Source organism: Streptomyces sp. JNUCC 63, assembly GCF_054366325.1.
Genome location: NZ_CM135963.1, coordinates 4,075,180 through 4,098,685, shown reverse-complemented (window position 1 = coordinate 4,098,685; position 23,506 = coordinate 4,075,180). Strand labels below are relative to the sequence as shown.

22 protein-coding genes, 1 tRNA gene and 1 pseudogene are annotated in these 23,506 nt (G+C 70.7%); 5 read left to right on the top strand and 19 right to left on the bottom strand.

What is annotated here, in order from left to right; translation table 11 throughout:
• Positions 1-16 precede the first annotated feature (16 nt).
• Positions 17-1,000 (top strand): helix-turn-helix transcriptional regulator, encoded by a 984-nt coding sequence (locus tag ACX25U_RS18795; protein WP_454393571.1) that lies wholly within the window; start codon positions 17-19, stop codon positions 998-1,000.
• Here ACX25U_RS18795 and ACX25U_RS18790 read toward each other — a convergent pair.
• Both ACX25U_RS18790 and ACX25U_RS18785 read right to left on the bottom strand, forming a co-directional pair.
• Positions 963-2,006: a LuxR C-terminal-related transcriptional regulator gene (locus ACX25U_RS18790; protein WP_454393569.1), complete on the bottom strand. Its 1,044-nt coding sequence runs from the start codon at positions 2,004-2,006 to the stop codon at positions 963-965. The two genes, ACX25U_RS18795 and ACX25U_RS18790, sit on opposite strands and share 38 nt — an antisense overlap.
• Positions 2,007-2,202: 196 nt before the next feature.
• Entirely contained in the window at positions 2,203-3,309 is a 1,107-nt protein-coding gene (locus ACX25U_RS18785; RefSeq protein WP_454393567.1) for a sugar ABC transporter substrate-binding protein, read from the bottom strand.
• A gap of 306 nt (positions 3,310-3,615) precedes the next feature.
• Here ACX25U_RS18785 and ACX25U_RS18780 point away from each other — a divergent pair, with 306 nt between their 5' ends.
• A complete protein-coding gene (locus ACX25U_RS18780; RefSeq protein ID WP_454393565.1) occupies positions 3,616-6,024 on the top strand; it encodes a PA14 domain-containing protein in 2,409 nt (802 codons plus the stop codon).
• 91 nt (positions 6,025-6,115) lie between these two features.
• Here ACX25U_RS18780 and ACX25U_RS18775 read toward each other — a convergent pair whose 3' ends face one another.
• The 5 genes and pseudogenes from ACX25U_RS18775 to ACX25U_RS18755 form a co-directional block, all read right to left on the bottom strand.
• Positions 6,116-6,562 carry a heat shock protein transcriptional repressor HspR gene (locus tag ACX25U_RS18775; protein WP_454393564.1) on the bottom strand — a complete coding sequence of 149 codons (447 nt, stop codon included), beginning with the start codon at positions 6,560-6,562 and terminating at the stop codon, positions 6,116-6,118.
• A 1-nt stretch (position 6,563) separates the two neighbouring features.
• Entirely contained in the window at positions 6,564-7,742 is a 1,179-nt protein-coding gene (gene dnaJ, locus ACX25U_RS18770; protein WP_454393562.1) for a molecular chaperone DnaJ, read from the bottom strand.
• Positions 7,743-7,781: 39 nt separating this feature from the next.
• The gene (gene grpE / locus ACX25U_RS18765; RefSeq protein ID WP_454393560.1) at positions 7,782-8,474 is read right to left on the bottom strand and encodes a nucleotide exchange factor GrpE; all 693 of its coding nucleotides are present in this window, start codon (positions 8,472-8,474) and stop codon (positions 7,782-7,784) included.
• The gene (gene dnaK / locus ACX25U_RS18760) at positions 8,471-10,318 is read right to left on the bottom strand and encodes a molecular chaperone DnaK (RefSeq protein ID WP_454393558.1); all 1,848 of its coding nucleotides are present in this window, start codon (positions 10,316-10,318) and stop codon (positions 8,471-8,473) included. Before dnaK ends, grpE begins: the two co-directional genes overlap by 4 nt.
• 631 nt (positions 10,319-10,949) lie before the next feature.
• Positions 10,950-11,921: pseudogene (locus ACX25U_RS18755) on the bottom strand (MraY family glycosyltransferase); the annotation flags it as partial.
• 192 nt (positions 11,922-12,113) lie between these two features.
• Here ACX25U_RS18755 and ACX25U_RS18750 point away from each other — a divergent pair.
• Complete coding sequence (locus ACX25U_RS18750; protein WP_454393556.1) at positions 12,114-14,396, top strand: (Fe-S)-binding protein; 2,283 nt, start codon at positions 12,114-12,116, stop codon at positions 14,394-14,396.
• 101 nt (positions 14,397-14,497) lie between these two features.
• Here the strand turns inward: ACX25U_RS18750 and ACX25U_RS18745 are convergent, their stop codons facing one another.
• A complete protein-coding gene (locus tag ACX25U_RS18745) occupies positions 14,498-14,848 on the bottom strand; it encodes an antibiotic biosynthesis monooxygenase family protein (protein WP_454393554.1) in 351 nt (116 codons plus the stop codon).
• Positions 14,849-14,941: 93 nt separating this feature from the next.
• Here ACX25U_RS18745 and ACX25U_RS18740 point away from each other — a divergent pair, with 93 nt between their 5' ends.
• Positions 14,942-15,937 carry a Yip1 family protein gene (locus ACX25U_RS18740; protein ID WP_454393552.1) on the top strand — a complete coding sequence of 332 codons (996 nt, stop codon included), beginning with the start codon at positions 14,942-14,944 and terminating at the stop codon, positions 15,935-15,937.
• A gap of 81 nt (positions 15,938-16,018) precedes the next feature.
• Here ACX25U_RS18740 and ACX25U_RS18735 read toward each other — a convergent pair whose 3' ends face one another.
• On the bottom strand, positions 16,019-16,516 hold the full coding sequence (locus ACX25U_RS18735; protein WP_454393550.1) for a phosphoribosyltransferase: 498 nt from the start codon (positions 16,514-16,516) through the stop codon (positions 16,019-16,021).
• Positions 16,517-16,531: 15 nt separating this feature from the next.
• Positions 16,532-17,107, bottom strand: a complete 576-nt coding sequence (gene dcd / locus ACX25U_RS18730) for a dCTP deaminase (protein WP_454393548.1) — start codon at positions 17,105-17,107, stop codon at positions 16,532-16,534.
• A gap of 502 nt (positions 17,108-17,609) precedes the next feature.
• Here dcd and ACX25U_RS18725 point away from each other — a divergent pair.
• Positions 17,610-17,683: transfer RNA gene (locus ACX25U_RS18725), tRNA-Gly, on the top strand.
• A gap of 49 nt (positions 17,684-17,732) precedes the next feature.
• Here the strand turns inward: ACX25U_RS18725 and ACX25U_RS18720 are convergent.
• From ACX25U_RS18720 to ACX25U_RS18680, 9 genes are all read right to left on the bottom strand, one after another.
• Complete coding sequence (locus tag ACX25U_RS18720) at positions 17,733-18,902, bottom strand: tyrosine-type recombinase/integrase (RefSeq protein ID WP_454393546.1); 1,170 nt, start codon at positions 18,900-18,902, stop codon at positions 17,733-17,735.
• Entirely contained in the window at positions 18,902-19,114 is a 213-nt protein-coding gene (locus ACX25U_RS18715) for an excisionase family DNA-binding protein (protein WP_058916388.1), read from the bottom strand. Before ACX25U_RS18715 ends, ACX25U_RS18720 begins: the two co-directional genes overlap by 1 nt.
• The gene (locus ACX25U_RS18710; RefSeq protein WP_454393544.1) at positions 19,111-20,412 is read right to left on the bottom strand and encodes a replication initiator; all 1,302 of its coding nucleotides are present in this window, start codon (positions 20,410-20,412) and stop codon (positions 19,111-19,113) included. The genes ACX25U_RS18715 and ACX25U_RS18710 overlap by 4 nt, the downstream gene beginning before the upstream one ends.
• A 130-nt stretch (positions 20,413-20,542) precedes the next feature.
• Positions 20,543-20,800, bottom strand: coding sequence for a SpdD protein (locus ACX25U_RS18705; RefSeq protein WP_454393542.1), 258 nt, complete (start codon positions 20,798-20,800; stop codon positions 20,543-20,545).
• A 14-nt stretch (positions 20,801-20,814) separates the two neighbouring features.
• Positions 20,815-21,009, bottom strand: coding sequence for a hypothetical protein (locus ACX25U_RS18700; RefSeq protein WP_390434180.1), 195 nt, complete (start codon positions 21,007-21,009; stop codon positions 20,815-20,817).
• Positions 21,010-21,018: 9 nt separating this feature from the next.
• Entirely contained in the window at positions 21,019-21,210 is a 192-nt protein-coding gene (locus ACX25U_RS18695; RefSeq protein WP_254588184.1) for a mobile element transfer protein, read from the bottom strand.
• The gene (locus ACX25U_RS18690) at positions 21,210-21,401 is read right to left on the bottom strand and encodes a hypothetical protein (protein ID WP_454393539.1); all 192 of its coding nucleotides are present in this window, start codon (positions 21,399-21,401) and stop codon (positions 21,210-21,212) included. Before ACX25U_RS18690 ends, ACX25U_RS18695 begins: the two co-directional genes overlap by 1 nt.
• An 18-nt stretch (positions 21,402-21,419) precedes the next feature.
• Positions 21,420-22,049, bottom strand: coding sequence for a DUF2637 domain-containing protein (locus ACX25U_RS18685; RefSeq protein WP_454393537.1), 630 nt, complete (start codon positions 22,047-22,049; stop codon positions 21,420-21,422).
• Between the two features lie 83 nt (positions 22,050-22,132).
• Positions 22,133-23,506, bottom strand: a complete 1,374-nt coding sequence (locus ACX25U_RS18680) for an FtsK/SpoIIIE domain-containing protein (RefSeq protein WP_454393536.1) — start codon at positions 23,504-23,506, stop codon at positions 22,133-22,135.

Sequence of the window (23,506 nt, the reverse complement as noted above, 5' to 3'; positions counted from 1 at the left end):
CGACGGAAGGAACCCGGTGAGCCCGGCACCGCATCCGGAGCACGGTCCTGAGGACCTCTGCTCCGCGGGAACGGCGCTGTACGAACGAGCCCTGCGCGAGGGGCGGATAGGGGCCCAGGAGGCCCGAAGCGCCCCCTGCCTGCTCGACTTCGGCCTGCTGCACCCGGCCGTCGACGACCTGGGCCGGCTGGAACCGGTGGCCCCGGCCACCGCCCTGCACCGGTTGCTGCGCACCACCGGGGAACGCATCGCCGAGGAGCGACGGCGCGAGGAGCGGCTGGCCGAGAGGTTCGAACCGTTCCTGCAGGCGAGTCGGCCCCCCGGCGCCGCGGCGAGCACACCAGGCGTCACGGTTCTCAGCGACAAGGAGCACATCGGCCGGACCATCGCGGAAGTCATGGCGGATGCCACCGAAGTGCTCACGGTGCAACCCCGCACCAGCCACATCGGCCCGGACCCCGGCGTCCACACGGACGCCATCGAGCGCGACCAGGCGCTGCTCGACCGGGGCGGCCGCATCCGCGCCCTCTACCAGCACACCTTGCGCCACGCCCCCACGGTCCTCGCTCGTTACGAACGTCTGGAGGGCGACGTCGAGGCCCGTACGCTGGACGAGGTCACCGAGCGGCTGATCCTCGTCGACCGCGCGGTCGCCTTCATCCCGGCCGACGCGGACCGCACGCTGGCCCTGGAGATCCGGATCCCCGCACTCGTCGAGTACCTGGGCACCGTCTTCGACCGCTTCTGGCGCCTCGCCACCCCCATGTACCCCCTCACCGTCCACCAGCCCCCCACGGACGGCGTCACGTCCCGGCAGCGGGCCATAGCCGCCCTCCTCGTCGAAGGGCACACCGACGCCGTGATCGCCGACCGCCTCGGCATGAACGTGCGGACCGCCCGTGAGCACATCGCCAAGCTCGCCGCCACCCTCGGCAGTGCGAGCAGGGCGCAGCTCGGTTACCTCATCGGGCGGTCGGGGATTCTTGACCGGGAGCGCTGAGCGAAGCCGGTTCCGAGGTGCGGGGCGGGCCGTCCAGGCCGGCCTGGGCGATGCGGACGCCCAGCTGCGTACGGCTGGCCGCGCCCAGGGTCTCCGACAGGCGGGCGATGTGCGCGCGGCAGGTGCGGACGCTGATGCCCAGCCGTTCGGCGATCACCGCGTCCTGGTGGCCTTCGGCCAGCAGCGCGGCGATGGACTGCTCACGGTGGGAGATGCCCTCGATGCCCGTGTCGGGCAGCGGCGCGGTCAGCGGGATCGCCAGCCGCCAGAGCCGTTCGAAGACCGTCACCAGGTACTCCACCAGCGCGGGATGGCGCAGCTCCAGCGCCATCGTGCGGTCGGCGTTGGCGGGCACGAAGGCGACCGTGCGGTCGAAGAGGATCAGCCGGTCGATGACCTCGTCGAGCGTGCGGGCCTCGACCGTGCCGCCCATCAGCTCCAGGTAGTTGAGCAGGCCCTGGCCGTGCCGGGCCACGTGGGTGTAGAGGTCCCGCATGCGCACCCCGCGGCCGCGCAGCGCCAGGGCCCGGTGCAGCCCCTCCGACAGCTCGTGCTCGCGGCGGATGCCGCCGGGCTGGACGGTCAGCACCTCGGTGGTGCACGCCTGGGTCGCCTCGTCCATGGCCGCCTGGATGCGGGACAGTCCGTCAAGGACCCGGATCGCCGTGCCCTCGGCGCCCCCGGAGGGCTCCCGCACCTGGCGGCCGAGCCCGGCGTACCGCTCGAAGGCGGCCACCACCGAGCCCACCCGCCGATGGCTCTCGCTGACCTCGTCGTACATCCCGCGCAGCAGCCGGGTCATGACCTCCTGCGGCGCGGTCGGCACCAGGAAGTCCATGTCGTCGGGGTCCGGGTGCAGCAGGGCCAGTTCCAGCAGGCAGGGCACCGGCCCGGCGTCCCGGCGCGGCACCCGGCCCCGTCGTACGGCCCGGGAATACACGCGGTCCCCGGCCTCGCACAGCCGGTCGGCACCGTGTGGATGCTCCTCGGTTCCGTGCCCGGCCATGGCCCATCACACCCCCGGTTTCCGCCTCTTCCGCAGCGCAACTATGCGCGGACCGGACCGGCTGTGCAACACGGCTTCCACCGGCGCGGCCACCGGAAACCACCGGTATCACCCGGTGTGCCCCGGGCTCCGTCCGGCGCGTTGCGGCAGGGTGACGGCGGTGGAACGACCCCGACGGGGCACGTCGGAACGGCGGTTACTTCTTGAGGCCGATCGCCGCGCAGGCCTCCTGGTACGTGCCGGTGCAGATGTCGGCCTTCTTGTAGATGCCGTCGGCGATGACCGTTTCCTCGATGTTGTCCTTGGTCAGGGCGACCACGGAGACCAGCTGCGCGGGGATGCCCTGGTGAGTGGGGCTGCTGACCTTGTCCCGGGTGAGGGCGTCGAACTGGATGTCCTTGCCCTGGACCTTGGCCACGGCCATCTCGGCGGCGGTCTCGGCCTCGACCGGGTAGGACTTGTAGACGCTCATGTACTGCTCGCCGGAGACGATCCGCTGCACGGCGTCGAGTTCGGCGTCCTGGCCGGTGACCGGCACGTCGGTGACGCCCGCCGCCTTGAGGGACTTGATGACGGCGCCCGCCATGCCGTCGTTGGCGGCGTAGACGCCGCGGATGTTGCTCTTGCCGATCGCGCTGATCGCCTGGTTCATGTTCGCCAGGGCGTTCTCCGGCTTCCAGTCCTTGGTGTCGTAGGACTTGGCGATCGTCACCTTCCCGGTGAGCTGGGCGATCGCGCCCTCCTTGAACTGCTTGGCGTTCGGGTCGGTGGGCGAGCCGTTCATCATGACGATCTTGGTGGAGCTGTCGGTCCCGGAGCCCATCGCCTCCAGCAGGGAACGGCCCTGCACCTCGCCGACCAGTTCGTTGTCGAAGGAGATGTACGCGTCGATCGGTCCCTCGGCGAGCCGGTCGTAGGCGATGACCGGGATGCCGGCGTCCTTGGCCTTCTTCACCATGCCGGCGATCTCGTGCGAGTCGACGGCGTCGAGCAGGATGATGTCGACCTTGTCGTCGATCATCTTCTGCATCTGGCCGGCCTGCTTGCCGGCGTCCGCCTCCGCGTTGGCGTACTCGACCCTGCCCTGGCCCCGGGTCAGCGCGGCGACCTTGTTCTTGATGATGGGGTGGTCGAACTTGTCGTACCGCGTGTTGGCGGTCTCCGGCAGCAGCAGACCCACCGTCACGTCGTTGCCCTTGGTCGGACTCGCGTCGGCGCCGGCTCCTGATCCGCCGAGCGCCCCGCAGGAGGCCAGCGAGAAGGTCAGCGCGGGCGCGGCCACGGCTATGACGATACGACGCATCGAGGTGCTCACTTCTGGTGCCTTCCGGACGAGGGCGCAGCATTGCGACCCAGGTGACTGAAAAGCCAACGCGGAGGCGACCATCGGAGTCAAGCGGAACCACTTAACGAGATGACAACACCACGCTCCGCTGCCGCCGTGAAGACCTTGCGCAGCCTTGCGGAATCTCCTCCAAACGCTCTTTACGGACTCTTCACCGGGCTGCAGTTCACCGCCGGGCGAAGATCCGTACAACCAACTCCCCGCCTCGCGAGTCATGATCACGGGAGCCTCGCTCCGCCATTCCCATTCCGTTCAGAGGATCGAATGAACCCAGCCAGACGCACGACGGCCACGGCCCTCGTCCTCACCGCTGCCTGCGGTCTGCTCTCGGCCACCGCCCCGGCCTCCGCGGCCACCACCTGCGCCTCGCCCGTCTACAAGCGGCAGTTCTACGCGAACACGACGTTCTCCGGCGCGCCGAAGAAGACCGGCTGCGACAGCGCGATCAACGAGAACTGGGGCACCGGCGCCCCGGCCGCCGGCCTCCCCAGGGACAACTTCGGTGTGCGCTGGACCGTGTCACGGAACTTCGGATCGGGCGGGCCGTTCGCGTTCAGCGTCGCCGCGCAGGACGGCGTGCGGGTCTACCTGGACGGCAAGCGCAAGGTCGACCTGTGGAAGAACGTGTCCTCGACGGTCAGCAGGACCGTCAACGTCACGATCCCGTCCGGCACCCACACGCTGCGCGTCGACTACGTCAACTGGACGGGGCGGGCCAACGTCAAGTTCGGTTACGCGCCGCGGACTTCGGCGAGCGTCGACAAGGTCAGGCCGCTCGCACCGACGGGCGTCTCCGTGTCGTACGACAAGAACACCCGCAAGGCCAGGGTGACCTGGGCCAAGAACAAGGAGATGGACCTCTCCGGGTACCGCCTGTACCGGCGCCCGAAGGGCAGCAGCAGCTGGACGCGCCTGGCCACCACCACGGCCACCTCCGCCACGGACACCCCGCCGCCCACGGGCCAGGTCTTCTACTACGAGGTCCGCGCCCGCGACAAGGCCGGCAACGAGTCCGCGGGCAGCGCCGACCGGCCCGTCACCACCGTCGACAGGACACCGCCCGCCGCCCCGTTCCTCGAACTGGACATCTGCGCCGACGACGACAGGGTCGCCGGCCCCGAACTCGTCACGACCCTCGCCAACGCCGCCGACATCGTGCGGTACGAGGCGCAGCGCCGGAACCCCGCGACCGGCGCCTGGACGACCGTCTACACCGGCACCAGGGGCCCCTTCTGCGACCGCGGGCAGCCCGCCGACGGCTCGACGGCGACCTACCGTGGGCGGGCCCGCGACGCGGCCGGCAACTGGTCGGCGTACTCCGCCGCCACGACCTTCAAACTCTTCGACACCGTACCGCCGGCGGTCCCGGTCGGCGCGCGTGTCGAGTACCGCTCCGGCGTCCCGCACCTGGTGTGGAAGGCGGACGCCGACGCCGCCCGGTACGAGGTCTTCCAGCTCGACCCGGCCACCGGCACCTGGCTGGAGGCATTCGGCGACACCGCGGCCACCACGCGCACCGACGTGGTGCCGCGCCGGCAGACCGCCCCGGCGGAGGAGTACCGGTACGCGGTGCGCTCACTGGACGCCCTCGGCAACGCCTCCGCCCCCGCCGAGATCACCCTGCGGATGGCCGACCGGCCCGAGCCGACCGCGCCGTACATGCTCAGGGCGCAGGCCCACCAGAAGGGGGTGGAGCTGACCTGGCGCAGCTCCGACCCCTGGTCCGCCGGCAACGACCACCACCCGGCCTACCGGATCATCCGTACGAACCCCGCGACCGGCGAGAGCACGACCATCGAGCAGTGCTCGCCCTCCGACACCGACGGCCCCCTCCAGCCGCCGACCACCTGGACGTACACAACGCCCGACTCCCGCGACCCCGACTACGCGGCCTGGGGCGGAGCCGTCCACGCCTCCTGCCTGGAGGCCTCGGGCGCCTCCGAGACCACCTACCAGTACCGGATCGTCGCCGTCGACCGTTACGGGCACACCTCCGCGCCCAGCGCACCCGTCACCGCCACCACTCAGGACACGGTGCGCCCCGCCCCGGTCGTCGGTCTGCGGGCCGAGACCGTCCCGATGGGCGTGCGCCTCTCCTGGAGCCCGCCGGCCGACGACGACGTCCTCGGCTACGACGTGTGGCAGGGCGTGCCCGACCCGGACACCGGCGAGACGGTCTGGCGGAGCAACTGCTCGAGGGGCACGTCCATGGCCCGCACCGAGGTCCTCTGCCCCACGCTGCACGACGGCCGGGAACACGTCTACAAGGTGGCCGCCTACGACATGATCGACTGGGACAACGGCCCCGACTTCTGGAACCCGGCCGACATCACGGTCGCCCTGCCCGACACCCGGCCCCCGGGCTGGAGCGGCACCACCGTCGACGTGGCCCAGTACCCGGGCCTGTACGTCCGCTGCGGCACCGCCCTCAACGACATGCCGTGCGGCGGCTGGACCGACTACCGCTGGGAGCGCTGGGACGCCGCCTCCGCCACCTGGACCACGCTCACCACCGGCAGGATCGAGGACGGCGTCACTGTCGACCACACGGACACCGAAGTGCACGAGGACCTGTTCAACCTGTACTACTACCGAGCGGTCTACAGCGACCCCGAGGGCAACGAACAGGTCGTGAGGGAACGGGCGTACGGCATCTGGGCCGACTGGCTCTGACCGACCGCCCCCGCGCGGCGGGCACGGCTACGGCGGCGGCCCCGGCCTTCGAGAGGTCGGGGCCGCCGCCGTGCGTGTACGGGGACCGGTTCTAGTCCTTGGCCTTCTTCGGGCGCCACACCACCAGCGCGCTGGTCTGCTGGACCTCCTGGTAGGGGACCAGGTCCCGGCGGTAGGAGGCGTGTACGGCGGCCTCGCGCTGCCGCATGGTGGCCGCCGCGCCGTCCAGGGCCGCCTGCAGCTCCGCGATGCGGGACTGCAGGGCGGTGACCTGGTTCTCCAGTTCGATGATCCGCTTGATGCCGGCCAGGTTGATGCCCTCGTCCTGCGACAACTGCTGCACCTGGCGGAGCAGTTCGATGTCGCGGGCCGAGTAGCGGCGGCCCCGCCCGGCGGTGCGGTCGGGAGACACCAGGCCCAGCCGGTCGTACTGACGGAGCGTCTGCGGGTGCAGTCCGGACAGCTGGGCGGCCACCGAAATGACGTACACCGGTGTGTCTTCCGTCAGTTCGTACGGGTTGCGACGGCGGCCGTCCATCTCATGCTCCCTTCGCGGCCTCGAACAGCTCCGCCCGCGGGTCCTCGCCGGCGGTGGCCTCGCGATACGCCTCGAGCGCGTCACGAGCCTTCCCCGACAGGTCCTTGGGGACACTCACCTCCACGGTGACCAACAGGTCGCCGCGGCTGCCGTCCTTGCGGACCGCGCCCTTGCCACGGGCCCGCATCGTACGGCCGTTCGGTGTACCGGGGGGCAGTTTCAGCGTCACCGGCGGCCCGCCCAGGGTGGGCACCCGGACCTCGCCGCCGAGAGCCGCCTCGGGATACGTGACCGGCACGGTGACGGTGAGGTTGTCGCCCTTGCGGCCGAACACCGGGTGCTCGCCGACGTGCACCACCACGTACAGGTCGCCCGCCGGTCCGCCGCGCTCGCCCGGAGCGCCCTTGCCGCGCAGCCGGATGCGCTGCCCGTCGCCCACGCCCGCGGGGATGCGCACCTGCATCGTCCGGGACGACTTGGCCCGCCCGGAGCCCGTGCAGATGTCGCAGGGGTTCTCCGCGATCAGCCCGCGGCCCTTGCAGTCGGGGCACGGGTCGGTCAGCGAGAAGCCGCCGCCCGAGCCGCGCGCCACCTGCCCGGTGCCGACGCAGGTCGGGCACACGCGCGGTGTGCCGTTCTTGTCGCCGGTGCCCGAACAGGCCTTGCACGGCTGCTGGCTGGACATCCGCAGCGGCACCGTGGCGCCCTCGATGGCCTCCGTGAAGCTCAGCGTGACCTCGGACTCGATGTCCTGGCCGCGCCTGGGCTGGGTGCGCGTGCCGGTGCCCGCACCGCCCCGGTTGAACAGGCCCCCGAAGACGTCCCCGAGGCCGCCGCCGAAGCCGCCGCTCCCGCCGCCCTGGGCGCCCCCGCCGAAGAGGTCGCCCAGGTCGAAGTTGAAGGAGCCGCCGCCGGCGCCCGGCCCGGGGCGGAAGCCGCCGTTGCCGAACAGGGCGCGGGCCTCGTCGTACTCCTTGCGCTTCTTGGGGTCGCCGAGCACGTCGTTCGCCTCGGAGATCTCCTTGAAGCGCTCCTCGGCCCTGGCGTTGCCCTTGTTGGCGTCCGGGTGGAACTCGCGGGCGAGCTTCCGGTACGCCTTCTTGATCTCCGCCTCGGTGGCGTCCTTGGGGACGCCGAGGACCTTGTAGTAGTCCTTCTCGATGAAGTCCTTGGTGCTCATCCCCGACGTCCCTCCTCTCGTGCGTCGTCCGCTGTTACGTCAGCCCTCCTCCGGGCCACCGTTCTCCTTGTCCTCGCCCTGCTCGGCGGCCTGGGCCGTACCGGACTCCTCGGCCGGCTTGACCGTCTGCGCGCCCGGCTGGGGCTCGGCCACGGCCACCCGCGCGGGGCGGATGGTGCGCTCGCCGATCCGGTACCCGGGCTGCAGAATCGCCACGCACGTCGTCTCGGTGACGTCCGGTGCGTAGGAGTGCATCAGGGCCTCGTGGATCGTCGGGTCGAAGGGCTCGCCCTCCTTGCCGTACTGCTGCAGCCCCATCTTCGCCACCACGGTCTCCAGCGACTCGGCGACGGACTTGAAACCGCCCACCAGTTCGCCGTGGTCCCGCGCGCGGCCGATGTCGTCGAGCACGGGCAGGAGCTCGGACAGGAGATTCACCACGGCGATCTCCCGCACCGCGATCCGGTCGCGCTCGACCCGGCGCCGGTAGTTCTGGTACTCGGCCTGCAGCCGCTGGAGGTCCGCCGTGCGCTCGCTCAGCGCCGTACGCACCTGGTCCAGCTGGGCCGTCAGCCCGGCCGCCGGGGCCGCCTCCGCGGTCTGATCCGCGTCCTTGTCCTGGGCGGCGGCCTGCGACTCGGTCTCCTCGGGCGTGGTGCCGGGGGTGTCGTCGGGCTGCTGCGGTGGAGGCTGCGGCTGGTGCTCCTCGAAGCCGGGGGACTTCTCCGTCACGCGGCACCGTCCTTGCGCTCGTCGTCGACGATCTCGGCGTCGACCACGTCGTCGTCGGCCTTGGCCTGGCCGGCACCGGCCTCACCGGCACCGCCCGCGGCCTGCGCGGCCTGGGCGTCGGCGTACATGGCCTGGCCGAGCTTCTGGGAGACGGCCGCGACCTTCTCGGTGGCGGTACGGATCTCGGCGGTGTCCTCGCCCTTGAGCTTCTCCTTCAGCTCGGCGACGGCGGACTCCACCTCGGTCTTGATCTCGCCGGGGACCTTGTCCTCGTTGTCCTTGAGGAACTTCTCGGTCTGGTAGACGAGCTGCTCGCCCTGGTTGCGGGCCTCGGCGGCCTCGCGGCGCTTGTGGTCCTCCTCCGCGTAGCGCTCGGCCTCCTCGCGCATGCGGTCGACCTCTTCCTTCGGGAGCGAGGAGCCGCCGGTGACGGTCATCTTCTGCTCCTTGCCGGTGCCGAGGTCCTTCGCCGTGACGTGCATGATGCCGTTGGCGTCGATGTCGAAGGACACCTCGATCTGCGGGACGCCGCGCGGCGCCGGGGGCAGACCGGTCAGCTCGAACATGCCGAGCTTCTTGTTGTACGCGGCGATCTCGCGCTCGCCCTGGTAGACCTGGATCTGCACCGACGGCTGGTTGTCCTCGGCCGTGGTGAAGATCTCCGAGCGCTTGGTCGGGATCGTGGTGTTGCGCTCGATCAGCTTGGTCATGATGCCGCCCTTGGTCTCGATGCCCAGGGACAGCGGGGTGACGTCGAGCAGCAGGACGTCCTTGACCTCGCCCTTGAGGACACCGGCCTGGAGCGAGGCGCCGATGGCGACGACCTCGTCCGGGTTCACGCCCTTGTTGGCCTCCTTGCCGCCGGTCAGCTCCTTGACGAGCTCGGCGACCGCGGGCATACGGGTGGAACCGCCGACGAGCACGATGTGGTCGATGTCGCTGACGGAGACGCCGGCGTCCTTGATGACGTTGTGGAACGGCGTCTTGCAGCGCTCGAGCAGGTCGGCCGTCAGCTGCTGGAACTGGGCGCGGGTGAGCTTCTCGTCCAGGTGCAGCGGGCCCTCGGCGGACGCGGTGATGTAGGGCAGGTTGATCGAGGTCTCGGTGGACGAGGACAGCTCGATCTTGGCCTTCTCCGCCGCCTCACGCAGACGCTGCAGGGCCATCTTGTCCTTGGACAGGTCCACGCCGTGGCCGGACTGGAACTGCTTGACCAGGTAGTCGACGACACGCTGGTCCCAGTCGTCACCACCGAGGTGGTTGTCACCGTTGGTGGCCTTCACCTCGACGACACCGTCGCCGATCTCCAGCAGCGAGACGTCGAACGTACCGCCACCGAGGTCGAAGACGAGGATCATCTGCTCGTCCTTGTCGAGGCCGTACGCCAGGGCGGCGGCCGTCGGCTCGTTGACGATGCGCAGCACGTTCAGACCGGCGATCTCGCCGGCCTCCTTGGTGGCCTGGCGCTCGGCGTCGTTGAAGTACGCCGGCACGGTGATGACCGCGTCGGTCACCTTCTCGCCGAGGTAGGCCTCCGCGTCCCGCTTCAGCTTCTGCAGCACGAAGGCGCTCATCTGCTGCGGGTTGAAGTCCTTGCCGTCGAGGTTGATCTTCCAGTCGGTGCCCATGTGGCGCTTGACCGACCGGATGGTCCTGTCGACGTTGGTCACGGCCTGGCGCTTGGCCACCTCGCCGACCAGCACCTCGCCGTTCTTGGCGAAGGCGACGACGGACGGCGTGGTCCTGGCGCCCTCGGCGTTGGTGATGACGGTGGGCTCGCCGCCCTCCAGAACGCTGACGACGGAGTTAGTCGTGCCCAGGTCGATGCCGACCGCACGTGCCATGGTGAATTCCTCCAGCTGACTTGAGTGGAACGGACTCAAGTGTGCCTGAGGCTCACCGCCGGGTCAACAGACCTGAGCCTGCTCGGCTCAACTCTTATCCATCCCTTACACGCAAGGGCGCTCTGACCTGGGGCGATGTGGATTTCTGGGGCGGCGGAGCCGGATACGGAGGTTGACGGCGGGAGGCGCGAGGGGCGCGGACGGCGGCTCCGGCGTCGTAGGGCCACCTGCTTCTCAGGGCTTCGCGGGCCCCGCGGGTCGCCCCGGCTCCAGGGGCGTCTGCCCGGGTCGGGGCGTCGTAGTCGTAGACGTCGGACCGGGCCCGGGGCCGGGTGGTCCAGAAGGGCTGCTCACTGCGGGAGCGGGAGCGGGAGCGGGTGCCGGGGACTGCCGTACGCGCGCGCGGGGGGCCGCTCGACGGGTCCGTACGCGCACGTGTGGGGCCGCCCGACGGATCCGTACGGGCACGTGTGACATCGGACGGGTCCGTACGCGTGCGCGTGACACCGCGAGCGGTGGGAAGGCCCCGGGCGCCGCGGCCCTCGGTCCGCCCCCGGGTGCCGGGAACCCGGACAGGCACGCGGGTGCCGTGCGGGTCGGTGTGCGTGCGGACACCGTGCGGTCCGGTCTGCCGCCGGGGGCCGTACGCCGGGACGCGCAGCAGCCCCAGGACGACCGCCAGACTCGCCCCGGCCACCCACAGCACGCTCCTCGGCGCGGCCCAGCCCGAGTGCACCAGCACCCCGACGAGCACCGCGGCGAAGGTGCCGGCGCCGAGCAGGACGGTCGCGCCCGGCGGAGTCGGCCCGAGGCGGCGCAGCCGGTGCGCGAGGTGGTCGGGACCGCGGCGCAGCACGGGACGCCCGGCCAGCTTGCGCGAGAGGACGACCAGGACGGCGTCGGCGCTCGCGGTGGCGGTGAGCGCGAACAGCACGGCCACGGTGGAGAACGGGCCGTACCCGGTACGGGTGAGCACGGCCGCGGAGGCGAGCAGGAAGCCGGTGAACAGCGAGCCGCTGGCCCCGAACGCGATCCGCGCGGGATGCCAGTTGTGCATCAGGAAACCGGTGAGGGCGGCGGCCAGCACGCTCAGCAGCACCACGAGGTCGTCCATCACCTCGGCCGCCGCGCACGCGCCCGCCCCGAAGGCGGTGAGCACCCCGACCGTGCCCGCGAGGCCGTCCGCGTGGTCGAGCCCCCGGAAGGCGGCGGCCATGCAGGCGATCCAGGCCACGGCCGCGATCCCGGCCGGCAGCCCGGTCTCGTCGTACGGCACCACGAAGGCCGCCGCGACTGCCGTACCGACGAGCAGGAACGGCGTCTTCAGCCGCCACAGGTCCGCGACCAGCCCCAGGACGGCGACCCCGGCGGACGCGGCGAGCAGCCGGCCCACCCCGTCGCCCAGCGGCGCGGCACCCGTCCAGCCGCCGACCGCGGCGACCAGGCAGGTGCTGAGCACCACGGCCACGCCGCCCAGCAGTGGCACCGGCCGCACCCGCCGCCGGTCGACCAGACCCAGCCGCAGAGCGGGCCCCCGGAGCAGCGCCGAGAGCACGGCGGCGAGGAGGAGGGCGGTGATGGCGGTGGCGATCCCGTAGAGCACGGTTCTTAAATTAGGGGTATATGGGTCGATTGGGTGCGAATAACACGATCGGAACAGGGTTGGATCTTCAGGTGACCCTCAGCGACCCAGATCACCCCGCACCCGGCTACATTGCGACGGAGTATGGGGGTAGTCTCAGACGGACTGCATAAGTTACCGCTCAGTAATTTCGAGGCCGCCTCAGGAGCCCCCATGCAACTCGCCGCGATCATCGTGTCGCTGGTCCTGACCGTGGTCGGCGTCGCGCTGCTCGCCCGTGCCATCGGCCAGTTCGTCCGGTACTTCAGGCTGGGCCAGCCCGTGCCCGCCGGCTCCCGGACCGACAACCCCTACCAGCGCAGCGTGACCCTGGTGAAGGAGTTTCTCGGCCACACCCGCATGAACCGGTGGGGCATCGTGGGCGTCGCCCACTGGTTCGTGGCGATCGGCTTCCTGACGCTGCCGCCGACCCTCGCCCAGGCCTACGGCCAACTGTTCCGGGCCGACTGGACGCTGCCGGTGCTCGGCGGCTTCCTGCCGTTCGAGATGTACATCGAGTTCATCGGCGTGATGACGGTGCTCGGCATCGCCGTGCTGATGGCGATCCGTCTGCTGAGCCTGCCCTCCCGGGCCGGCCGCAAGTCCCGCTTCGCGGGCTCCACCGCCTGGCAGGCGTACTTCGTCGAGTACGTCATCCTCACCATCGGGCTGGCGATCTACGTCCTGCGCGGCCTGGAGGGGGCCCTGCATCACGTGGACGGCTACGAGGCCTCCTACTTCGCCTCCTACCCGCTGGTCCTGGCCTTCAAGGGCCTGAGCGTGGCCGCGCTGCAGAACCTGGTCTACTTCGTCGCGATGATCAAGATCAGCGTCTCGCTGATCTGGATGATCACCGTCTCCCTCAACACCGACATGGGGGTGGCCTGGCACCGCTTCCTGGCCTTCCCCAACATCTGGTTCAAGCGCAACGCCACCGGCGCCACGGCCCTGGGCGCGCTGCAGCCGATGACGAGCGGCGGCCGGCCGATCGACTTCACCGACCCCGGCGAGGACGACGTCTTCGGCGTCTCCCAGGTCGAGCAGTTCTCCTGGAAGGGCCTGCTGGACTTCTCCACCTGCACCGAGTGCGGCCGCTGCCAGTCGCAGTGCCCGGCCTGGAACACCGGCAAGCCGCTCTCCCCGAAGCTGCTGATCATGTCCCTGCGCGACCACGCGCACGCCAAGGCCCCCTACCTGCTGGCCGGCGGCGGCAAGACCATGGAGGGCGAGGAGAAGGCGTCCGAGGAGCAGCTGGCCGAGGTGCCGGCCACGGCGCTGGCCGAGGCCGAGCGCCCGCTGATCGGCACCGTGGAGGACAACGGCGTCATCGACCCGGACGTTTTGTGGTCCTGCACCACCTGCGGCGCCTGCGTCGAGCAGTGCCCGGTCGACATCGAGCACGTCGACCACATCGTCGACATGCGCCGCTACCAGGTCATGATCGAGAGCTCGTTCCCGTCCGAGGCGGGCACGATGCTCAAGAACCTGGAGAAGAAGGGCAACCCCTGGGGCCTGGCCACCAAGCAGCGCCTGGAGTGGACCAAGGAGGTCGACTTCGAGGTCCCGGTCGTCGGCCGTGGCCTCGAGGACCTGTCCGAGGTCGAGTACCTGTACTGGGTCGGCTGCGCCGGCGCCCTGGAGGACCGCGCCAAGAAGACCACCAAGGCCTTCGCCGAGCTGCTGCACATCGCGGGCGTCAAGTTCGCGATCATGGGCGGCGACGAGAAGTGCACCGGCGACTCCGCCCGCCGCCTGGGCAACGAGCCGCTGTTCCAGGAGCTCGGCATGGAGAACGTCGCCGCGCTGAACACCGCCTTCGGCGAGGAGACGGACGACGACGGCACCGTCACGCCCGAGTCGCGGAAGCCGAGGGCGGCGAAGAAGATCGTCGCCACCTGCCCGCACTGCCTCAACACCCTGGGCAACGAATACCCCCAGCTCGGCGGCGACTACGAGGTCATCCACCACACCCAGCTGCTGCAGCACCTCATCGACGCCGGCCGGCTGATCCCCGTCACCCCGGTCGAGGGCCTCATCACCTACCACGACCCGTGCTACCTGGGCCGCCACAACCAGATCTACACGCCCCCGCGGGAGATCATCGCCAACGTCCCGGGCCTGCGCAACGAGGAGATGCACCGCCACAAGGAGCGCGGCTTCTGCTGCGGCGCCGGCGGCGCGCGGATGTGGATGGAGGAGCGGATCGGCAAGCGCATCAACGACGAGCGCGTCGACGAAGCGCTGTCGCTGAACCCGGACATCGTCTCCACCGCCTGCCCGTTCTGCCTGGTCATGCTGACCGACTCGGTCAACGGCAAGAAGAACGAGGGCAAGGCCAGGGAGTCCGTCCAGGTCGTCGACGTCGCCCAGCTGCTGCTGGACTCCGTCAAGACCCCGGCCGGCCCGGCGGGCGAGACGGCCGGCGAGAGCGCACCGGAACCGGAACCGGTGAAGTAGGCGGCGCCGACCGCCGAACGCCCGACGCCCCCGGGCCCGTACCTTTCGCGGTACGGGCCCGGGGGCGTCCTCGTCCCTACGACAAGTCTTTACGACGATCCCTACGACGCTCCGGCGCCGCCCTGGGGCCCGGGCCCGGCCTGCTGCACCACCTCGAAGGACCACAGGGTGGAGTCGGTGGCCGCGGGCCGGGGCCGCTCACCGCCCTCGCCTTCGCCCGCGCCGTGGTGCGCGGCCTTCATCGGCCCCTCCATCCAGGCCTGGAACGACTCCTCGTCACGCCAGCGCGTGTAGACGAGGTAGGTGTCGGTGCCCTCGACGGGGCGCAGGAGCTCGAACCACTCGAACCCGTCGGAGTTCTCGACGGCGTGGGCCCGGGAGGCGAACCGCTTCTCCAGCGTCTCGCGCTGCTCGGCGGGCACGGTCAGTACATTGATCTTGACTACGCTCATGGTCCCATCCTGCCCGGTGACGGTCGGCCCGCCACTCGGCCCCTCTGCCTCCCTGCTCCTCCCTGGAATCTCCCCCAGACCGTCCCTTAGGGGATGTCACAGCTCGGCCGCAAAGCCCCGTCCGTGCACCCGCGCCCGGCCCGGGACTTGCCGGGACCGGGTACGTTCGATGACGTGGCTGGATTCAGGATCGGGCGCGGCGGCCGGGACGACCGCGCGCCGCACGCGCGACCCCAACAACTTCCGTACGGACAGCAGGCGCCCCAGGCGCCGTCGTACGGCTACCCGCCGGCGCCGCAGCCGTACCCGCGGCAGCGACCGCCGTACGGAGCCGGCGGCGCCCAGTGGCCGCAGGCCAACGGTGGTGGCCACGGCGGCGGCCAGGGCGAGCCGGAGTACTTCGGCGACGGCGGCGGCTACCCGCAGGGCGGCCCCGACCCGTACTCGGCCAACAACCCGGGCCACACCCAGGCGTTCGCGGTCGGCGAGGACCCGTACAGCCAGGGCGGGACCTACCGCGCGGGCTCGGCCCCGGCCGGCCCGATAGGCCCCCGGATGCACTGGAAGGACCTGCTGCGGGGCATCGTCCTCTCGCCCAACCAGACCTTCCTCCAAATGCGCGACTACACGATGTGGGGCCCCGCCCTCATCGTGACGTTCCTCTACGGCCTGCTCGCGGTCTTCGGCTTCGACGGCGCCCGCGAGGACGCCATCAACGCCACGCTGTCCAACGCGATCCCGATCGTCCTGATCACCGCGGTGGCCATGGTGATCAGCTCCTTCGTCCTGGGCGTGGTCACCCACACCCTGGCCCGCCAGCTCGGCGGCGACGGGGCGTGGCAGCCCACGGTCGGCCTGTCCATGCTGATCACGTCCATCACGGACGCACCGCGCCTGCTCTTCGCCATGTTCTTCAGCGGCGACGCGGGCTTCGTCCAGCTGCTCGGCTGGGCCACCTGGATCGCGGCCGGCACCCTGCTGACCCTCATGGTCAGCCGCTCCCACGACCTCCCCTGGCCGAAGGCCCTGGGCGCCTCGGCGATCCAGCTGATCGCCCTGCTGTCGATCGTGAAGCTGGGCACGTTCTGACGGGCGGCGACGCGCGCGTCAGAGGGGCCTGGCCGCAGCCGGGCCCCTCTCTTTTCCCCGCTTCTCTCTGCTCCTGCCCCCTCAGGCGTCGAGCACCTGCCCGGCCCGCTTGACCACCGGCTCTTGGACACTCCACGGGAAGTTGATCCAGTCGTCGGTGCGCTTCCAGACGTACTCGCACTTCACGAGGGACTGGGACTTCTCGTAGATGACGGCGGAGCGGACCTCGGCGACGGCCTTGAGGCAGAAGTCGTGGACGAGCTTCAGGGTCTTGCCCGTGTCGGCCACGTCATCGGCGATGAGCACCTTCTTGTCGGTGAAGTCGATGACGTTGGGGACGGGCGCGAGCATGACGGGCATCTCGAGGGTCGTCCCCACACCCGTGTAGAACTCCACGTTGACCAGGTGGATGTTCTTGCAGTCGAGGGCGTAGGCGAGGCCGCCGGCGACGAAGACACCGCCGCGCGCGATGCTGAGCACGACGTCCGGCTCGTACCCGTCGTCGGCGATGGTCTGCGCGAGTTCGCGTACGGCGGTGCCGAACTGTTCGTAGCTGAGGTTCTCGCGTGCGTCACTCATGGTCGGCGGTGCCCCTCAGACCTGGGTCCGGTGGAAGTTGACGTAGGCCCGGGAGGCGGTGGGCCCGCGCTGTCCCTGGTAACGGGAGCCGTAGCGCTCACTGCCGTACGGGGCCTCGGCGGGCGAGGTGAGCCGGAACAGGCACAGCTGCCCGATCTTCATCCCGGGCCACAGCTTGATCGGCAGGGTGGCGAGGTTGGACAGCTCCAGGGTCACGTGCCCGGAGAAGCCGGGGTCGATGAACCCCGCGGTGGAGTGGGTGACGAGTCCGAGCCGCCCCAGCGAGCTCTTGCCCTCGAGCCGGGAGGCGAGGTCGACGGGAAGCGTGATGACCTCGTACGTGGACGCGAGGACGAACTCCCCGGGGTGCAGGATGAAGGGCTCGTCACCCTCCGGTTCGACGAGCCGGGTGAGGTCCGGCTGCTCGACGGAGGGGTCGATGTGGGGGTAGCGGTGGTTCTCGAACACCCGGAAGTAGCGGTCCAGCCGCACGTCGACACTCGACGGCTGCACCATGGATTCGTCGTAGGGATCGATCCGCACCCGCCCGGCGTCGATCTCGGCCCGGATGTCCTTGTCTGAGAGAAGCACGTCCTGAGGATACGCAAGGCGCGCGGAGCCCCCACAATCAGGACGACTCCACGCGCCGACTGCCGCGGTGCTCTACCGCTTCCCCAGGGTCACCGGCACCGCACTGCGGAGCCGGGCACACCGTGGACATCTCACGAGCCGGCCGGGGCCGAGCCGCTCGGCCTGCTGCATCGGAAACGAAGCGGTGCTGAACACGTGCCCCTCGGCACAACGGACGACGGTGCGCTCCATCAAGTCCCTTGAATCCCTTCCCCAGAGCCGCGTCTGGCCTCTTGCCACCTGACGACAAAAGCCACAATAAGGGATCAAATAGACGCCCACCACGCGGAGCTCCTACCTCACACGCCCCCTCTCCCCCACCATCACCGTACGCCCCAACTCCGCTCCCCCGCAGCTCCCCCACCCCCCTGAAACGCACGCAGGCCCCTCGGCTTGAGCACCGGGGGCCAGTGATGAGGTACAGTGAGCGAGCGCCGGACCCGGATTCCGGTCGGCGTCTTACGCGGGTGTAGTTTAATGGTAGAACATCAGCTTCCCAAGCTGAGAGCGCGAGTTCGATTCTCGTCACCCGCTCCACGAAGAAGGCCCAGGTCAGAGACCCGGGCCTTTTTGCTGTCCTTGCTGATCACTCGCCGCGTGCCAGATTCGTGCCAGAAGGCTTGTCGCCCGCCTTCTTCGCCGCCTCAGCCCGAGCCTTCCGGACGGTGGCGTCGAGGCCGGCGGCGACCTCCTCCTGCCGCTCCTCGTCGGAGTGCTGGTAGATCAGCGCGGCCTTCTCGGAGGACTGCCCGGCGCGGACCATCGTGTCCTTGAGGGTGGCACCGGACCGCGTGGACAGCGTGTGCCCCGTGTGGCGGAGGTCGTAGAACCGGAAGCCCTCGGGCATGCCGACGATCTCCCGCGCCCTGCGCCACTTCCGCCCGAAGGTGCTGCGCCGAAACGGAGCCCCCTTCTCGCCGACGAAGACCAGCCCGTCCGGCCCCGGCTCGGCGTAGCTCTCCAGGTGCCAACGGAGCTCTCGGCGGAGGAATGCGGGAAGGATCACAGTCCGGGTTCCTGCCTCGGATTTGGTGTCGCCCTGGACGCGCCGCCCGTTCATCCGCTCCGGTTCGGCGAGGCGGACCCGGATGCGCAGGTTGTCGACGTCGACGTCCCGGCGCCGGAGGCCGGCCAGCTCTTCCGGTCGCATCGGCCCGTAGGCACCGAGGTACACCATCAGCCGCCACCGCATCCCCACCGCGTTGGCGAGCGCGTCGACCTGGGCAACGGTGGCGATGCGCCGCTCGGTGGCCTTCTCCTTGCCAGCGCCCTTGATCCGGCACGGGTTGCGCTGGATCAGTTCGTCATCGACGGCGGTTTCCATGATGGCTTTCAGGAGCCGGTACGCCTTGGCTGTGATCGTCTTGGCGCCTGTGATCCGCAGTCGTTCGGCTCGCCACTCACGGACACGAGGTGCGGTGATCTCGTCCAGGTCCAAGTCCGCCAAGGCGGTCATGTGCTTGTCGAGGAGGTAGCGGTAGAGGTCCCGGGTCAGCGGAGCCAACTCGCGCTCCTCCACCCACTTGTCGGCGTAGGCCCGGAAGCTCACCGCGCCGGCCTCGGGATCTCTCCACTCGCCCCGGCGGATCTCGGTCTGCTTTTCGGCGAGCCAGTCATCCGCGTCGGCTGTCGTCTCGAAGGTGAAGGGAGCCGGACGCATCACGCCGTCAGGGCCCGGATAGCGCGCCTGGTACCGACCGGAAGGCAGCCGCCTGATCGCCCCGAAGCGGCGCCGCCTGCCCCTGCTGTTGGCCATCAGGCAGCCCTCCCGTAGCGAGCACGGGGCCGCCTGCGCGGCTCCACCGTGTGGGATGTGATGAACTCTTCGACCGCGCTCGCCGGGATACGGACGTGCCGGCCGACCTTCACGTACCGGATACGCCGCTCTTCGATGAGCCGCCGAGGGAAACGGGCGGTCGTACCGAGCAGCTCGGCGACCTGGTCCACCGAGAGATAGCGGTCGTTCATACGGTTGGCTCTCCTTCCGTTCCGGGGGCGGGTTCGAGGGATGCGGCGAGCCAGGCTTCGGCGCGGGACAGGCCGGTACCGGCGAAGACCCAGTGGGCGAGGACGAGCGTGGTTTCGCCGTCCTGCAGGACGAGCGGAGCCGCTTGGGTCCGGCGCCAGTCGGCGCGGGCATCGCGGAGGGCGCCGAGGGTGGTGGAGTAGCGGCGGGACTTGGTGGAGAAGTGGCCGCGGAAGCCGAGCATGTGGGCCCAGGCCCGCAGGCGGAGGTCTGCCAGTTCGGGGCGGGCGCCCAGGGTCCAGGCGGTGCGGATCATGCGCCGGGCGTGTTCGGTGATCCGTGCCTGGGCCAGCTCGGCGAGGAACCTGATCGGCCGGTCCAAGGTGCCGGTCGCGGTCTCGGCGCCCTTGGTGGCGTACTTGGCGATGTACGCCGCTACGGCCCGCTCGGTCAGTTCCTGGCCGTCGTCGAAGTCGGCGGAGCAGATCGCGCGGACGTCGAGCTGTCGGCCGAAGACGAAGGAGTGGACCCGTTCGCCGACCACCGGCCCGTCGACCCGCGCGGTGGCGGCAGCGGCCCGGACGGCATCGGTCAGCAGCTCGGCCGTGGCCCAGGCGGGAGGTGCCGAGTCGCCGCCGTCGGGACCGTCGAGGCGGATCACGGCGTGGAAGTGGACGGCGCCCCGCTTCTGGTACTCGGCCACCTTGGCGAAGGAGATCCGGGCGTGGTCCCGGAATGCTCGCTGCGTGAGGCCAGCCCGTTTGGCGACCTCCCGGCGGAGGTAGATCGAGAACCGCCGCCACAGCGCCCCGGCGTGCGCGTTCCACAGCACGGCCGCTTCGTAGTCGTAGGACTCCGGGTCGAGGGGCGTCCCCAGGACGGCGTCACCTTCCTCGTGCCGGACGCCGCAGCGACAGTTCCGGCCGCCGGAGGGCCGGTTGTGGACCGGGCCGAAGCCGGGGGCGGTGAAGGTGGCGAAGACGCGCGGGTGGGTAGCGACCCGTTCGGGCGTGCCCTTGCCGCCGCGCAGTCCGGCGGTGATCAGGTGGTAGGTGTCGCGGCGGTAGGTCTCGGCGCAGGCCGTGCACCGGGTGGCGCGGCGGTTGTTGCAGCGGGTAAGGAGCTGACCGGCGGGCAGGGTCGAGGAGTCCAGGTGGTGCAGGACGCGGCCGATCTCGCCGGTCGTCCGGTCCACCGCGTATTCGGTGCGGTGGCCGTCGAGGCGTACGGGGCGGGTGCAGCCGCCCAGGCCGGACAGTTGGCGGGCCAGCTCGGGCATGGTGCCGAGGGAGGCCAGCATGGAGAGTTCCGCCAGCGGGGGCGGAGTCTGCCGGGTGATGATGGCAGTTCCTTTCGGCTGTTGCGACGGTTGAGAGGGACGGGCCCGGGGCGGCGGGATGCTTGGCGGCGTTTGCCGCCCCGGCGGCCGGTCAGCGCTTGTTCGCGCTGCTGAGGAGGGAGCGCAGGACCACGGCGGCGATGGCCACGGACACGGCCGATACGGCGAGGGCCGCCAGGAGCGCGGTGAGCACGATTCCGACGACGACCACGGCGGCGACCGCGCCGACACCGACGCCCACGTACGGGGCGATGGGGCGGCCGGCGGAGGAGGCCGGAGCCTGTGTCTGCTGAGGGGTGACGGTTGTCGTCGGCGGAGTCGGGATGTCGGGCAGTTTGGGGCGGAGCACGGTGGACCTCCTTGTCATTCGTGGGTGCCGTTGACGACGTCGACCCCGGAACGGGTGCCGGACTCGATGGCGGGGGCGAGGAAGGTGTGCGAGAGCCAGAAGCCGAACAGCGCGATCACGACGGCGGCCCAGAGCCGGACGCCGAGGAACTTGATCGCGGCCCAAGCGATGACGCCCAGGACAAAGACGAGCGGCAGCGAGACGGTCACGGGATCCCTTCAGCGGACGGCGCAGCGGTGGGTACGGGCGGCCAGCTCGGCGGCGGCGCGGCTGTCGTAGTCGGTGGCGAAGCCGCAGCGCGGGGCCGTGCAGGCGGCGGTGTGCTTCTCGCGGCCCCGGCCGTCGTAGTAGGTGGCGACCTGGACGGGGCCGATGCGGGCGACGTTGCGGAAGCGGCGGTTGGCGGTCATCAGCGGGTCTCCTTCGGGTCTTCGCCGGTGAAGTCGGTGACGTGGTCGGCCAGCCAGCGCAAGATCTCGTCGCCCTCGTAGCTGTCGGCGGCGAGGATCACGGGCTCGGCGATGAGCACGGCTTCGGTGAGGCGGTTCTGTCGGGTCAGCTCGGCGGCGCGTTGCAGCGCGCGGAGCGTGGACGGGCGCACGGTGGAGAGTCCTCCAGGTCAGGTGAGTTGGGCGGCGATGGCTTCGGCCAGCGGCAGCGGGACGCCGAGCCGGGCGCGAAGGGTCGAGGTGTCGATGGGCGTTCCGGTCCGGGCGCGGTGTTCGTCGGCGACCTTGCGCGCGAGCGTGACGAGCGCCGGCGGAACCGGGGTCGTGGAGGGCGGAGCCGATTCCGGCTCCGCAGCGGGCAACTCGGATGCAGAGGCAGGGAATTCGGGCGCTGTGGGTTCCGGGGCCGACTCGCGCTCCGCAGCTGGGGCATCTGCGGTTGCTCCGTGGGCGAGCAGCGTCCCGCCCAGGAAGGCGACCGCAGGCCATCCGGCGACGAGGATGCGCAACCAGGCCGGTACGGCGCCCAGGTCGAGCAGCCCGGCCGTGGCGACGTTGGCGCCGAGCGAGGCGGTCAGGGCGACGAGGAACCAGCACCATCCGGCCGCTTTCGCCCCGCCGGAGCGGAGCCGCCGCCAGGCCGCCACCAGCAGCAGGTCGACGGAGACCGGATAGGCCCACGCCTTCCATCCGTGCTGTCCGGCAGCCGCGGCCAGGTCGTGCAGGTGGGCGAAGGACAGCGCGGCGGCGATCAGCGCTTGGACGAGTACGACGTCGAGGCGGACGGGCAGGGCACGCACGGCGCAGCTCCTTCCGGTTCCAGGCATGGAGGGGGTAGGGACGTGGCACGGGACGGCCGTGCCGGCCGTGGGAATGGGTGCGCTTACTCGGTGACCGGGTGAGCCGTGGCCACCGGCCCGGACGCCTCCACCGGCATCGGCGGGACGTACGGCCGGAAGGGATCGAGCGCCGGTACGTCGGGGGCGAGGTGAGCCGTCGCGCGGCAGGTGGCCGCAGCGTCGGCGAGAGAGCGGTAGGGGGTACGGATGCGGGACCAGCCGCCGGAGGTGTCGCCAACGACGGCCAGGCCGGGCAGATCGGGGGCGATGGCGCAGGCCGCGAGAACGGCCTCAGGGGCGATGTCGCCGAGCGCCATCTTGGCCGAGGCCTCGTCGTTCACGCGGTGGCAGACGCGGCCGGTGAGCTGAGCGCGGAGCATGGTCGCGCCCTTGCCCAGCTCGGCGCCGAAGCGCTGCCCGCAGACTTCGAGGTACATCCCGGCGGCCCGGCCGAGTTGGGCGAGCCGGATGAGCTGGGTGACCATCTCGTCCCGCCGTTCCTCCTCCTTCCGCGTGGCGACGAGGAAGAGTTCGGCCACCTCGTCGATGAAGAGCACGATCGGAGCGGGACGTTCGTCCTCTGGCAGTCCCCAGATGTCCGAGGTGATCAGCTCTTCCGGGGTGCCGGGCGCGATGCCCTGCCGGGCCTTGATCAGGTCGTATCGGTCCTCCATTTCCTTGACGAGTGCGGGGAGCAGTTCGGCCGCCTGGTCCGGGTCGGTCGCCAGGGCGGAGAGCCGGGGCCCGAAGGGTGCCAGCTCGACCCCGCGCTTGCAGTCGATGCCGACCAGGACCACCGGCTGAGCAGCCAGCCCGGTCAGCAGGTTCCGCAGGTACATGGACTTGCCCGAGAGCGTGGCGCCGAGCACCAGCTCATGCGGCACGGTCCGGTAGTCCCGCACGAACGCGGTCGCGTCTTCCCGTAACGCCACAGGGATCTGAAGCGGGCCGCCGTTGAGGCGACGGGGCATCCGCACCTTGCGCAGCACATCGAAGCCGACGAGCCGCAGTTCGACGACGCCGGGCTTGATGTCCCGCACATGGACGGCGTGGACGCCCCAGGCGTGCCGGAGGCGTTCGGCCGAGGCCGCCACGTCCGCCGGCTCCTGGCCCGGAGCCAGCCGCAGCCGCATGCGCAGGCCGGTCGTGGTGGGCCGGATGCTGCCCCGACGAGGAGGCACCGGCCGGACCTCACGGCGGGTGGCCGCCCGGACGGCCAGCGCCCGCCACCGGGACGGCTGCACGGTCAGGCCGCAGGCGTCCATGGTCGAGGAGTACGAGGCCAGCAGCCGGGCCACCGAGAGCGGCAGCCCGACCGTGGACCAGTACGCCGCCGGGTAGGCGTGCCGGGCGTACGCGGCGCCGCCTATCGCAACGAGCGAACCGCCCAGCTCGGCCAACGTCACCAGGTCCGTCAC